At 51.3% G+C, this 13,229-nt stretch carries 11 protein-coding genes and 1 pseudogene; 3 read left to right on the top strand and 9 right to left on the bottom strand.

Annotation, left to right across the window (positions count from 1 at the left end):
- Positions 1-20 precede the first annotated feature (20 nt).
- Entirely contained in the window at positions 21-3,206 is a 3,186-nt protein-coding gene (locus tag RIG61_05380) for an efflux RND transporter permease subunit (protein MEQ9618584.1), read from the top strand.
- Between the two features lie 14 nt (positions 3,207-3,220).
- On the opposite strand, the gene RIG61_05375 is transcribed toward RIG61_05380, so the two are convergent.
- Positions 3,221-3,592, bottom strand: coding sequence for a hypothetical protein (locus RIG61_05375; GenBank protein ID MEQ9618583.1), 372 nt, complete (start codon positions 3,590-3,592; stop codon positions 3,221-3,223).
- Positions 3,593-4,424: 832 nt separating this feature from the next.
- On the opposite strand from RIG61_05375, the gene RIG61_05370 reads away from it, so the two are divergent.
- On the top strand, positions 4,425-4,976 hold the full coding sequence (locus tag RIG61_05370) for a hypothetical protein (protein ID MEQ9618582.1): 552 nt from the start codon (positions 4,425-4,427) through the stop codon (positions 4,974-4,976).
- An 80-nt stretch (positions 4,977-5,056) separates the two neighbouring features.
- Here the strand turns inward: RIG61_05370 and RIG61_05365 are convergent, their stop codons facing one another.
- The 3 genes from RIG61_05365 to RIG61_05355 form a co-directional block, all read right to left on the bottom strand.
- A complete protein-coding gene (locus tag RIG61_05365) occupies positions 5,057-6,175 on the bottom strand; it encodes a universal stress protein (GenBank protein MEQ9618581.1) in 1,119 nt (372 codons plus the stop codon).
- 15 nt (positions 6,176-6,190) lie between these two features.
- Positions 6,191-6,565 carry a YMGG-like glycine zipper-containing protein gene (locus tag RIG61_05360; GenBank protein ID MEQ9618580.1) on the bottom strand — a complete coding sequence of 125 codons (375 nt, stop codon included), beginning with the start codon at positions 6,563-6,565 and terminating at the stop codon, positions 6,191-6,193.
- 62 nt (positions 6,566-6,627) lie between these two features.
- Positions 6,628-7,302: a hypothetical protein gene (locus RIG61_05355; protein ID MEQ9618579.1), complete on the bottom strand. Its 675-nt coding sequence runs from the start codon at positions 7,300-7,302 to the stop codon at positions 6,628-6,630.
- 191 nt (positions 7,303-7,493) lie between these two features.
- Between RIG61_05355 and RIG61_05350 the strand changes: the two are divergent.
- Positions 7,494-7,970 (top strand): annotated as a pseudogene (locus RIG61_05350) (rubrerythrin).
- On the opposite strand, the gene RIG61_05345 reads toward RIG61_05350, so the two are convergent.
- From RIG61_05345 to recF, 5 genes are all read right to left on the bottom strand, one after another.
- Positions 7,967-10,003: an FAD-dependent oxidoreductase gene (locus RIG61_05345; GenBank protein ID MEQ9618578.1), complete on the bottom strand. Its 2,037-nt coding sequence runs from the start codon at positions 10,001-10,003 to the stop codon at positions 7,967-7,969. The pseudogene RIG61_05350 and the gene RIG61_05345 sit on opposite strands and share 4 nt — an antisense overlap.
- A gap of 86 nt (positions 10,004-10,089) precedes the next feature.
- The gene (locus tag RIG61_05340; protein MEQ9618577.1) at positions 10,090-10,488 is read right to left on the bottom strand and encodes a DoxX family protein; all 399 of its coding nucleotides are present in this window, start codon (positions 10,486-10,488) and stop codon (positions 10,090-10,092) included.
- A gap of 21 nt (positions 10,489-10,509) precedes the next feature.
- Entirely contained in the window at positions 10,510-11,376 is an 867-nt protein-coding gene (locus RIG61_05335; GenBank protein MEQ9618576.1) for a protein-disulfide reductase DsbD family protein, read from the bottom strand.
- Positions 11,377-11,446: 70 nt separating this feature from the next.
- Positions 11,447-11,914: a PaaI family thioesterase gene (locus tag RIG61_05330; protein MEQ9618575.1), complete on the bottom strand. Its 468-nt coding sequence runs from the start codon at positions 11,912-11,914 to the stop codon at positions 11,447-11,449.
- Positions 11,915-12,021: 107 nt separating this feature from the next.
- Positions 12,022-13,122 carry a DNA replication/repair protein RecF gene (recF, locus tag RIG61_05325; GenBank protein ID MEQ9618574.1) on the bottom strand — a complete coding sequence of 367 codons (1,101 nt, stop codon included), beginning with the start codon at positions 13,120-13,122 and terminating at the stop codon, positions 12,022-12,024.
- Positions 13,123-13,229: the final 107 nt, after the last annotated feature.

The following is a 13,229-nucleotide window of genomic DNA, read 5'->3' as shown; positions in this document are numbered from 1 at the left end:
CTTTTTAAGGTCTGACCCGGATGAAAATAGCCGAATTTTCCATAAGAAAAAACGTAATAACGATTAGCCTTACCCTGGTTATGCTGTTCGTGGGAATAAAGTCCTTTCAGAGCCTGCCACGCCTGGAGGACCCGGAATTTACGATTAAGGAAGCCGTAATACTGACCCCGTATCCCGGCGCGAGCGCCGAGGAAGTCGAGGAAGAAGTTACAAACGTAATTGAAAAAGCCGCCCAAGAGCTGGGGCAGTTAAAGCGCGTTGAATCAATGTCCTCCCGCGGACTTTCAACCGTGAAAGCCATAATAAAAGATGAATACGACAAGAACGGCTTGCCCCAGGTTTGGGACGAGCTAAGGAGGAAGGTAAACGATTATCAGACTCAATTACCGCCCGGGGCGGGTCCCTCACTTGTAAACGACGATTTCGGCGATGTCTACGGCGGGTATCTGGCAATATCCGGCGAGGGTTATACGTACGCCGAGCTAAAGGATTACGCCGACTTGCTTAAACGCGAACTGCTCCTCGTAAAGGACGTAAAGAAGATAATCCTCTACGGAGCGCAGACCGAAGCCATTTACGTCGAAATGTCCCGCCCTAAAATGGCCGCGCTCGAAATATCACAAGAGGACATATACAACGCGCTCAGAGCAAAGAACCTGCCGGTGGACGCAGGGAGGATCGATGTCGGCCCGGAGATAATTCCGATAAGCCCTACAGGGGAGTTCACCTCGGAGGAACAGTTCGGCAATCTACTCATAAGCAGCCGCGGGAGCGGCAGCCTGGTATATCTGAGGGACGTGGCGGATATAAGACGCGGTTATATAGACCCTCCGAAAAACATACTGAAATATAACGGCAAACCCGCAATCGGTCTCGCGATTTCAACAGTTCCCGGCGGAAACGTCGTAACCATGGGAGAGGGAATCGACGAGAAGGTCGAAGAGCTTGAGCCACTCGCCCCTCTGGGGATGGAGCTTGAGGTTATATCACTGCAGTCTGAATCGGTAACCAAAGCGATTAACGGATTTATAATAAACCTTCTTGAAGCCGTTGTGATTGTGATTGTCGTGCTTCTTTTCGCCATGGGTCTGAGGAGCGGACTCATTATCGGCGGAATTCTCTTTCTTACCATATGCGGTACTTTCCTGTTTATGGGGATGTGGAATATAACACTTGAGAGGATTTCGCTCGGCGCGCTCATAATAGCGCTCGGCATGCTCGTGGACAACGCAATTGTTGTCGTGGACGGCATGAAAATCAGAATGGAGCAGGGGTTGGACGCAATCGGCGCCGCAAACGAAGTGGTGGGACAGACTGCTCTCCCCCTCCTGGGCGCAACAGTCGTTGCGGTGCTCGCGTTCGCCGCGATAGGGACCTCAAAGGACAGCACCGGCGAGTACACCAGATCATTGTTTCAGGTCATATTGATTTCCCTGATGCTGAGCTGGGTCACAGCCGTGACCGTGACCCCTCTTCTATGTAAATATTTCCTGATCGGCAAGGCAAAATCCGGTAAAGGCAGGCGCGAAGAAAAAGAACCCTACTCGGGGAAATTCTTTCAAGCGTACAAGAAGCTGCTCATAGCGGCGATAAAAAACCGTTACGTTACGGTCGGCCTTGTTGTCGGAATATTCGTTGCCTCGCTAATCGGATTCGGCTTCGTGAAGACTATGTTCTTTCCCAATTCCACGAGGCCGCAGTTCTTCGTCGAATTCTACTTCCCTGAGGGATACCGCATAGAGAATACGGCGGAAGACCTGACGGAGGCCGAAGAGTATCTCTCGAACATACAAGGCGTTACGGACGTTATAACGCAGGTCGGAGGGGGCGATCCCAGATTTCTATTGACTTATGTGCCGGGTAAAAGCTCGTCCAGCTACGGGGTAATTCTGGCTTCGGTCGAAGATTACGGCGTAATAGATCCGGTTTTTCAAAAGACGCAGAACGATCTTGAAGGGCTTCTGCCGAACGCGGTCGTGAATGTAAGAAAATTTCTCCTCGGACCGGGCGAAGGGGGCAAGGTACAGCTCCGCATAAGCGGGCCCGACCGGACGGTGCTCAGAGAGCTTGCGGAAAGGGCAAAAGAAGTGCTGAGGTCCGATCCCCAGGCAAAGGCGGTAAGGGACGAATGGAAGGAGAAGATAAAGGTCGTAAGGCCCCAGCTCGAAGAAGCCCAGGCTAGCCTTTTAGGGGTTTCCAGACCGGAGGTTGCAAGGGCGTTTGAAGAGTCGTTTTCCGGGACTCAAACTGGAGTGTACAGAGACAAAAGCAGCTTTGAAGGCCAGCTGCTTCCCATTATCGCAAGAGCTCCCGATTATGAAAGACAGAATCTTGACACCATTCAGAGCCTGCTTATATGGAGCACGGCCGCGGGAAAGATGATCCCGGCAGGACAGGTTATATCCGGTTTTAGCACTGAAACGGAGGACGCGAATATCGGCAGAAGGGACCGCGTGACGATGATTAAAATACACGCCGATCCGAGAACGGAGCTGCCGAGCGAGCTTCTGGCCAGGGTTAAGCCACGGATAGAAAAAGTGCTGAACGTGGACGTCGGCGCAATAACCGGTAAGGACTTCGGCCCCGGGGATAACCCTTTTAAGGACTTCAATAATGAGGTCATTCCCATACGTGACGCCGATCAGCTGCCGATTAAAGACATGCCGGGTTATTATATCGCCTGGGGCGGAGAGGCCGAGGATTCGGCGCGCGCGCAGGCGGGACTGAAAGCCAAGCTCCCGGTATTCTTCGGACTCATGGTGCTTATTGTCGTATTCCTGTTTAATTCCGTGAGACAGCCGCTCATAATATGGCTTACCGTACCTCTATCTATAATAGGCGTTACGGTAGGACTTCTGTTATTCAGGCAGCCATTCGGTTTTATGGCGCTGCTCGGACTCTTGAGCCTGTCCGGAATGCTGATTAAAAACGCGATAGTTCTTATCGACCAGATCGACACGGAGATCAGGAGCGGTAAGGACAGGTACAGGTCGGTAGTCGATTCGGGGGTAAGCCGTTTAAACCCTGTCATGATGGCAGCCGCCACCACTATACTCGGCATGGTCCCGCTCCTTCAGGACGCGTTTTTCGTATCCATGGCGGTTACGATAATGTTCGGACTCCTTTTCGCGACCATACTCACACTTGTCGTAGTGCCAGTTCTATACACCATATTTTTCAAGATACCGACCCCTTCCGAAAAATAGCAAGGGATATGTAGCTACTTTCCGCCTTTAATCTCCAGAATTTCGGGATCGGCGCAAATGGCCCACGCCCTTGCCTGAAGTTCCCCGGCATTGCGGTTCATGTTCGTGCACTCGACAACCCATATAGATTCGTCCAACACAGGAGCGCTTCTCGTAAGAGCGGCTCTTCCCTCAGTATTGAGGAACCCGTAACATTCTCCTCCGCCGCTTATGAGTCTTGTACCCGCAGGGCATACACTTTTGGCCGAGATGCTTTTCCCCGATGCCGCAGCGACGGGCTCCGACTCGACACTTACTATTTTTATACCTTCCCTGGCGTAGGCGTCCATTGAAATTAGCCCCGCTGCCAGAACCGCAATTACTAGTGCAAACGCCGTATTCCTCATTTACTTCCTCCTGACGTGATTTTATCTATAAAATGTAACACAAAATAAAACAGGCTTTCTGTCAATGGACCCGATTCCTCACACGCTCGAAATCGTTACATGCTCGCAATGATGGTTAGACTAAAGACTCCTTCGACTGCATCCTGTGTGCGCTCAGCACGGTCGGGTATACCCCCATCCTAACCTTCCCCCTAGAAGGGGGAAGGAAATTAAAAGATTATATCCTTCGACTTGTCTCAGGATGAGCGGGCTAAACGAAGCAAGATGCATGATTCAGAATTCAGCATAAAAGACGAGATGCTGAAATAAATTCAGCATGACAAAGTTTGAAAGGCGAGATTGCCGCGGTTGCTTCGCAACCTCGCAATGACGATGCCCAAGTTAGCTGGAGCCACGGAGGGAGGTTATCACCCTTCGACTGGGCTCAGGGTGAGCGGGTTCTTTATCCGATGCCGGTGACATGCGTGGGCGCCGAAAAAAATCGTATATGAGCGCAGATTCTGCGCCTCGGGATGAGCGGGCGGATGGCATCCGCCGGCATAAGGGAGTGAAGCGGCTTGAGAGGATGCTCGCTACAGCAGACGTGTTGAGTAGGAATCGTAAAATCACACTACGTGTGCGTCGCGTCCGGATGCCGCTCCTACAGTTGTTGAGAAGCAGGGGGTCCGGAGAAATTAAATATGAGCGCAGATTCTGCGCAGTAACCGTAGAGGCGCGCAATGTGTGCATGGATCAAACCGGGGAGAATACCGTTTGTCTTAATCCAGGATTTACTATTACAGATGCGTTTCGGGTTATAATTATTATCACAACTACAAAGAGGAGCAGTGAAGTGAGAATAGTCCCGGTTATTTGTCTTATTATAATGTCGATAACATTCCTGACTTACGAAGCCTCCGCGCAAACGGGAGAATCCAGGCCTTCCAATAACCAGACCGAGAGCCAAACAGGTACGGACCCCTCCGAGCCGATCGTAAACATAGAGGAGCAGCCGTACGAGTATTACTACTGGCCGGAGGAAGACCTCAACAACTTCGGACTTTCCACGATGGAGAGCGGGGAAGGCGGCAGTACACTGGGCCGAAGCAGCGAACGAAAGAGCAACCTCGAGATCAACCCCCGTAGAGAGCCCGAGACGGAGAAGGATAAAGACGAGGGAACCACGGAAGAGGGAGAAGAAAGCCCTGAACCATCCATTTCCACTACGTCCCCTTATGAAGAGACCGGAAACGGCCCGGATTATGCCTCAAATCCGCCTTCGAGAAATCCGATCTATAAATGGGTGGACGACGAAGGGAACCTTCATATAACAAACAATATCGGGGATGTACCCTTAAAATATCAGCAGGATTATTACAACTCCCCGGACAAAACGGAATATTGAGCTTAAAGTCTGCCCCAATCATATACCGCGGCAAGACGACAGGGACTATACCTGATTTGCGAATACCGATTTAATTATCTTTACCTCCAGGCATTTCTTTTTAAAGTTCTTCGTTCCGGCACGGCCAGGAGAGGGCTCGCGCCTCGTCTTAACACCTGTTCTGTCGTGTTTCCCCTGAGGGCGTCCAGAAACCCCTGATGTCCCTGTGTGCCCATTACTACCAAGTCCGCTGAAATATCCCCGGCTACACCCAGGATCGTTTCGACTACATTACCGCCGAGCGTCAGCTTTTTCCATTCCCACGAACCGTGAGCAGGCGGATTAAAATCAGGCATTCCGGATGCATCGCCCACGTATAGAAGCGTGAAATAGCACTCGCCGCATTCGAGAAGCTGAGCGATTCTAAAAGCGGCGTTTACGGAAAGCATCGGGTCGGGCTTGTCGTCTACCGGAATCAGGATATTTTTGAGCGTCACCTTCCCCTCGTCAAGCGTAACAAAGCCGTCTTTCTTATCCTGCAGAAAAAGGGTCATTCCCCCTGATTTTCTCGATACCTTCTCCGCAACGGATTTGAAGAGCAAACTCCCGGCTCCGGTCTTTTGGCGAGTAGCGAGCACCGTCATGTCGGAAGGATGCTGATCCAGATATTGAAGAATAGAGCTTACGGTATCCTTGTGAAAACCGATTATTTTCTGATAGTAAAAACCCAGGTTCCGGAAGTCCTCCTGAGAAGAGTTTTCAGGCAGAACGTTCCACTTGACAAGCGTATCCCTTATCTTGGGGAATTCGGAGATTAATTCCTTATTTCTCTCGGGGGATACGTGGAATAAATCGAGTCTCGCCCTCGCGGCCACCGAAAGCTTGAGCGCATGGGCAAAGGCAATATCACTCGCTTCCTTGAAATCCGTCGGGTGAAAAATACTGTTGATAAAACCGCTGCCCGGCGAGCCCTGCGGAGCGCCCGCCGGTCGGGGGTTCAAGCCCGGGTTATTATTAAGAACCTTGCGCAGAGTGGTATAGGCTTCATTTAATTCCTTGATCTTATTTTCCGCGCGTGTCTTTAACCTTTCGTTATGAGCGTATTTATCGGGATGCCAGACCTGAACCAGGTCTTTGTAAGCGACTCTCAGCTCTTCATCCGTGAAATCCCTATCCAGGTCAAAGAGTTCCAGTAATTTCCCGATATTGGGTCTGCTCATAACAGAAATTCAGCGTCAGTTAAGGACATTATAGCCCCTGCCTCTCATGCAGTTCCTGTAAATGTCCTCATACCCCTTCTCGGAATCATATACCCCCTTGGCTCCGCCCGCAAGCCCGCCGACTACAGCCCCGTATGCAAGGCCTTTAACGGTATCTCCAGCTATTGTGCCTATCAGCGCCCCGGCTCCCGTTCCCACCGCTCCTCCGACCACCGTGTCCTTGGCTGTGTCTTTCCAGCCAGGCGCTCCCTGCTGGGCAATCGCCCTGCATTCCGCCTGATCCCTGTAATACGCGTCGTCGTTGCGCACACTCGCAGGGTCTATTACAGGCGTGTAAGTCTGACATCCAAGCACGGCAATTGTCGATATAATCAAGAGTATTTTTTTCAATTTATTTGCCTCCCTGATTTACTTTTAATTTGTTGATAACGAAAATGAACGCGTGGAGAATCTTACTGTTTTACCTCAACGGCAGTCTCTACGAAATCGCCTCCGATTGGCTCCATAAGCTGATAACCCATAAGGGGCGTGTAGTCTCCGAGACGATAATCGCGAACCGTCAATACGCACTTTGTGGCATTATTTTCCGGATAACAGGAATATGAAACGTTCGATCCGCTGATTTTATTGGTGTTATTTTCTACGATAACAGTTGGAATCAGTCCGAAATTATGAACATCAAAACCGCCCTTGTCATTTTTTGACACACGGAAAAGCCCGAGAAATTCAATTTCCTCAGTATCCAGAGGAGCCGCTTCCGGATTTTCAACCACCAATTTCCTGGCTTCCTCGTATATGATAGGCTGACCGCCTATGTCATTAACCCTGTCCAGGATGCTTACAGTCACTCTCTGTACCATTTGCCCGTCTTTTGTCTTGGTTATAACCCTTTGCACAGGCACTTCAAAATCTTCCCCTCCGACGCTTATCGCCTGTCCGTAATTCCTTTCCGTCCTTACAGACATCCCGTCCTCTTCGGTCTCGGTGACCAGCGTCTTGCCCGCTAAAAGGCTGTCGTACATCTGCCTGAACTCGCCTATGGTTATACCGTGCTCGGCGGCTTGCAGGCTTATGCCCGCGGAGAACGCCAATAAAAGGAAACTGAAAGTAAGAGCTATCTTTCTCATCATAACCTCCGTAAATTTATTTATAATCCACTCCCCCAAAAACCATTCTAACTACAAAAATATACCAATTCAAGCGAAACTCCAAGAGTGTAATACTCAAAACCGACTTGGAGGATCAAAGAAAAAACGGCTGTATAATAGTAAACGAAATGCAGGGACTCAATGTACCGAATCCGGACGGGGGCGCACCGAACGACGATGAACGAAGGAGATTCATTCTCCAGATTGTTCAACCGGGGCTCGCCGGACTTATGGACGGGACCGTATCGTCCCTCGCCCCGCTATTTGCGGCGGCGCTCGCTACGAAGGACAGCAAAACGGCCTTCATAGTCGGCCTCGCGACCGCCGTCGGCGCGGGTATAAGCATGGCTTTCTCGGAAGCGCTCTCGGACGACGGGAAAATCAGCGGGAGAGGAAGCCCCTGGCTAAGGGGAATAGTCGAGGGGCTTATGACATTTCTCGGAGCGATAGGGCACGCCCTCCCCTTCCTGATAAAGAAATTCGAAACAGCGCTCATCATCGCGAGCGTTGTGGTAGCGATAGAGCTCATAGCCATCGCCTACATCAGAAACAGATATATGGACACCCCGTTTTTGTCGGCCACCTTTCAGGTGATAGTAGGGGGAGTCATCGTGCTCGGAGCCGGAATACTGATCGGAAAACTTTAATTCCCGGTCTCCTTCCTGCCGAGCTTTTTCAGAACGAACCCTATCATCCTGTCCCGCCTGACGTATCCCTCCACATGCAGGTTGTCCGGGTCATCCACTATGGGGACCGATTTGAGGTCGTGCTCCCGCATCATGGACGCCACAATCGTGCTCGAATCGCCGAGCGTGGCTACAACCGGGGATTGATTCATAAAATCCGCCACTTCCGTCTCAAGCCTTACCCCCCTTTCAACCGCTCTGAATACATCCGTGCGGGTCAGAATTCCCTTGAGTTTATTGCCGTTGTCCACGACACAGCAGAAATCGAGATCTAGGTCGCTGAATTTCCCCACAGCATCCTCGAATGTTTCATGAGGGGAAAGGGTCTCGGGCAGGGGTTTTATAAAGGTACTGAGAGGCTGCCCCTGAAGTATGTCGTACGCAGCGGGTATTCTTTGCCACAAGTTGCCGCTTCGCCTCTTCACCGCATCGGCAAGGAATTCCCTGAACGGGGCGAGCGTGCCGGATATTTGCTGAAAGACCTTTTTGCCCATGACCGTGAGCTCCACATCGGACCTGGCGCGCACGGCGGAGCTTCGGTTACGGTTTTCGAGAAGCGCTATCTCTCCGAAAAAATCCCCCGGTCCGAGTATGGCCACGATACTTTCCCCGCCGTTATCGGGAGACTTCCGAACGACCTCGACTTCGCCCGACTCGATGATATAGAAGTTATTGGAAGGGTCTCCTTCTTTGAACACATAGTCCCCGGGCTGATAATGCGCCTTCGATATCCTTTCGGTCGTGTCCCCTTTCGGGTGCGCGAGGTCCCGTGAATAGAATATCTCCCATGCCCAGTCGAATCCCACCTTTAAGCGGTGGGACAGGGTCGGCAGCTTGAACAGATATACCGAGCGCCACAGAACCCAGGCGAGGAACCCCGATATCTGGAGGCCCAGAAACTCCGCCACTGCGTTATGACCCCCGATCGCGCATAACTGCCCAAGGGGTTTAAACCTGAAAGGCCTGGTCTCTTCTCCCGTCAGTACGCGCGCTATATTGTTCGCCGCCTGAGTGCCCTGGCGCTCGGCAAACTGTCCCGTAGGGGGGCTCTGAGCCTTGTCGTAATCGTTTGTAATAATGGCGCAGTCCCCTATCGCCCAGAGATTATCCCTGCCCTTTACCCTCATATCGGGCTCGGTAAGCAGCCTGCCCTTTTCCATCGGGATATCGAGCTTCCCGACCATTGCGCAAGGGGCGTTGCCGACCGTACAGACAATAGTGGCGCCGTTTATCATGCTCCCGTCGCCGAAACCCACCCCTTCAGGATTGACAAACGACACCCGCCGGTTGAGCGTCACATTAATCCCCGCCTGCTCCATTTTTATTCTCGCGAAATCGCGGAGCTTCGGGGTAACCTCCGGCAAAATCTGGTCGCGTGAATGAATGAGCGTAACCCTGATTTCTTCCTTCGGAATATTTCTGTAGTACTTATACGTATCCCGAACAAGGTCGTTTATCTCGCCCGCCACCTCTACGCCGCTGAACCCTCCTCCCACAACGACAAAAGAGAGATACCAGCGTCTGAGGTCCGCGTTGTCGGCTATTTCCGCGTTTTCCAACTGCTGCAGCACATGGTAGCGCAGCGTAATGGCGTCGCCGACCGTTTTGAGCGGAAACGCATGATCGGCCATTCCGGGTATCAGCCCCAGATTGACATCCGAGCCGCAGGCGATTACCAGGTGGTCGTAGTGCATCATGCCCTTACGGCCCCGGTCCCCGGTAAATTCCACATAGTTGTCATCCATGTTGATGCCGCTTATATCCTCCGTGCGGCAGTAAACGCCGGGCAGCATTTGCCTGAGCGGCACGGCGACAGGCTCCGGACTGATCGAAGACCCCACTACTTCTGCCAGCAGGGGTTGAAAAACCATATAATTCTCGCTGTTAAACAAAATTACATCGGCCTCTTCAGGTTTAAGCTTCCTGCGAAGCGTCCCGGCGCATTTTACACCCGCAAAACCGCCTCCGGCAATTATGATCTGTTTTTTAGGCATTGGAGCATACTCCGTGGGACAGGGTATCAAAATATTACTAAAACAGCGTTAAGGATACAGCAAGAATGAACGGGGGCATCTATCGATTACGGCCTGCCGCCGAATAATCTTCCGACCGACCAGCCGCCCGGACCCGTGATCAGGATAGTAAGGAAGACAATCATATACAGAAGGGCTCTTTCCCATACGTTGAAAGGATCGCCGCCCAGCACCACATGGTGAACGAGACCGGCTACGAGCATATTTCCGGCCGCAATAAGAGCGGACACACGGGTGAATAAGCCCAGTATTATGAGCAGAGGAAAGAGAGTCTCCGCCGATATTGCCGCGTATCCAAGCACAGCGGGAACAGGATAACCCTTTACCGCAAGTCCTTCGATAAACGGGGCAGGGTTCAGGAGCTTCGACAGGCCGTGCGCCAGTATCATAGTCGCGCTTATCGAGACGCGCAGTACGAATAGCCCCAAGTCGTTCAGGTAGCTCAAGGTGTCATCCTCCTTTAATTACTAGTTCGTGTTTTCCAGCAGCACCGGGAGCGACACCCCCGATCTTTTACCGCTGCCGTCCGTAAATACTATGAGCGTATCCAGCTCCGTCTGAGACGACTCGCGCCCCGGCAACTGTTTAACGTCGAAGGTTATCGTGGTTTTTTCATCAAGCGCCTGTGGAGTTATCTTGATATTGTCGACAACGAGCGTATTTCCCGGAACGGGATAGAGCTCAATATCAGTCACCGCGGTATCGGCATCCAGCAAAATATTCACCGCGGTTAAATTATTTTCCTTTTTAGCTGTGTTTACCTCAATATTAAAAGGTATATCTTCGTCAAATTCATTGATGGGTAACTTTGCCTTCCACTCTTTAAACAATTCAGAATTCACCTCTTTTACATCCTGTGACACGGGTAGCAGAAGCTCAAGCTCGGCCCTGCCGGGTATGCATATCTCCCTGCAGCTCACCCACGACACCTCACCCGCCAGTTTCACCTCCGAGTCAGGTGAAATCTCAAGGGGGGCGCTTACATAAGCGAACAGGAGAAGGGAGTCCTCGTATCCGTAGTCGACAATACCGCCCTCCGCCCTGAAAACGGTCGGAAGCGGCCACATTAACTCGCCTGCCTGAAACCCCTCCGGTAGCGAGAATTTAACCCTGGTGGGCAGCCCCGAATCCCCTGAATTTTTCCAGTACACGTGCCATCGGGGATCGATGTCGAGTAAAACACCCATTCTAAATGACGAACCGGGCTTAATAGCGGAAGCATCGGAAATTAACTTCGCTTCAACCGGCGAAGGAATATCCCCGGCATAAAGCCGCGGAGAGATTAAAACCGAGAACGCGATAATAAAAAACAAAACAATGCACGAATCTTTCATATAACTCCTCTGAAAACAAAAGAATAATACCAGAATCAATTTAATGCGGCCGGTAAAACCGATTTAACCCTCAATCGAACCATTTCTCAGGCGAGACCCGGACCGCCAGTACCTCCGCCCGGGCGCACAGGAGCTCTCCGGAATAGAGATCGCAGGCTACGACTGTCTTCCTGCCCTCCCTGTTTACTATTTTGCCCTTCAGAGTAACAGCCTCGTTTATCGGGGCCGGCTTGTGATAGTCGATTTTCATGGATGCCGTGACGTACCATATAAACGGCTCGCTGTTCAATTCTCTCTTCTCCTCCCGGTAGGCGTCTGCAATTGCCGTGCATATGGAGTGACAATCTATAACAGTGGCTATTATTCCGCCGTTCAGATAGTGATCGGGACCGGCCTTATGATGCCGTGACGGTATAAAACCGGAAACCGACTCGTCCCCGGACCAGTAGCTCTTCAGATGAAGTCCGTGCTCGTTTGAGCTTCCGCACCCCCAGCATTTGTTTTTCTCCCAATAATCCTGAAACGCCTTTTCGCTCAAGCCCGGTTCCTCCCCTGTAGGTCTTACGAAAAATTTTTATTTATAATATAAACCAGGATGCAAGCCGTATTGCTCCATTTGAATCCGGTATTAATACAATAACATATCTATCCGGTAATTTGTTTGTGGCGGGCTTTTCCCCCTTCAATATGGAATACCCGCGCCTCGCCACCGCCAAGAATTTCATTCAGGCTTGTGCCGGTGATGAAAATCTGACCGGTGAAATCCTGAAGGAGCCTGAACAGGAACTTTCTCCGCCCTTCGTCAAGCTCGCTGGTCACGTCGTCCAGAAGCAAAATCGGTGTCTTTCCCAGGGAATCCCTGGTGAGCTCGATCTCGGACGCCTTTAGCGCAAGGGCCAGATTTTTAGCCTCGCCCTGGGACGCGTAGAGAGACGCGTCCCTGCCGCCGATGCTGAAACCAAGGATATCCCTGTGAGGCCCTGCCGTTGTATGGCCGCGCTTTCTGTCCCTTTCAAATCTCGACCTGAGCTGCTCCCTGAACTCCCGCTCCGGATCGCTCTCTGCGCCGAAAGAACCCGCATAGTGGAAACCTACATCCGATTCCTGACCGGAAGTAGACGCATATATGCGTTTCAAATGAGGGGCGATTTTCTTTATGTAATTAATTCTCCTCGATACAACCCGCGCGCCCGTCTCGGCCAGCTTCTCGTCCCATATCTCGAGCTTCTGCGGAGTGAGGCCGGAAGTCTTCGCCAGTATAGCATTTCTTTGCATAAGTAATCTGTGATACAGCTTTAGGTCCTTCAAGTGTACGGGCTCGAGCGTGCAGACGAGGCCGTCGAGGTATCTTCTTCTCCCCTGCGGCCCTCCTTTTATGAGCTCGAGGTCGGACGGAAGGAACGAAACCACATTGTATCTGCCCAGTATCCTGGAAGTCCTGTAAATGATTTTTCCGTTCAGCTTTACCGTTTTCCGCTCGCCGCTCAGCAGTATATGGACCTCGTCAAGACCGGAGCCGGATTCGATTTCACCCTTGATCCTGCAGAGCTCCGCGCCGAAGTTGATTATTTCCTCGTGTCTCACCTGTTTGAAGGGCTTGAACATCAAAAGAAAGTGAATCGCTTCGAGCAGGTTGGTCTTGCCCTGAGCGTTATCACCGTAAACGAGATTCATTCTGTCATGAAAGATAAAGTTCTGGGCCGTATACGACCTGTAGTTCATAAGTGTCAGGGATCTAAGTTTCACGAGAGCGTTGTAAAATAAGGATTTGAAAAATTATAATAAAGAAGAAAGGTTTATTCAATCGCAAATCGGCGAACTTAAAATATCCTTGACCCAAAAATATGTGAGCG

This window comes from Deltaproteobacteria bacterium (assembly GCA_040223695.1).
Taxonomy (GTDB): Bacteria; Desulfobacterota_D; UBA1144; order Nemesobacterales; family UBA2774; genus JAVKFU01.
Note: the sequence above shows the minus strand (reverse complement) of the source record. Positions and strands in the feature narration are given on the sequence as shown.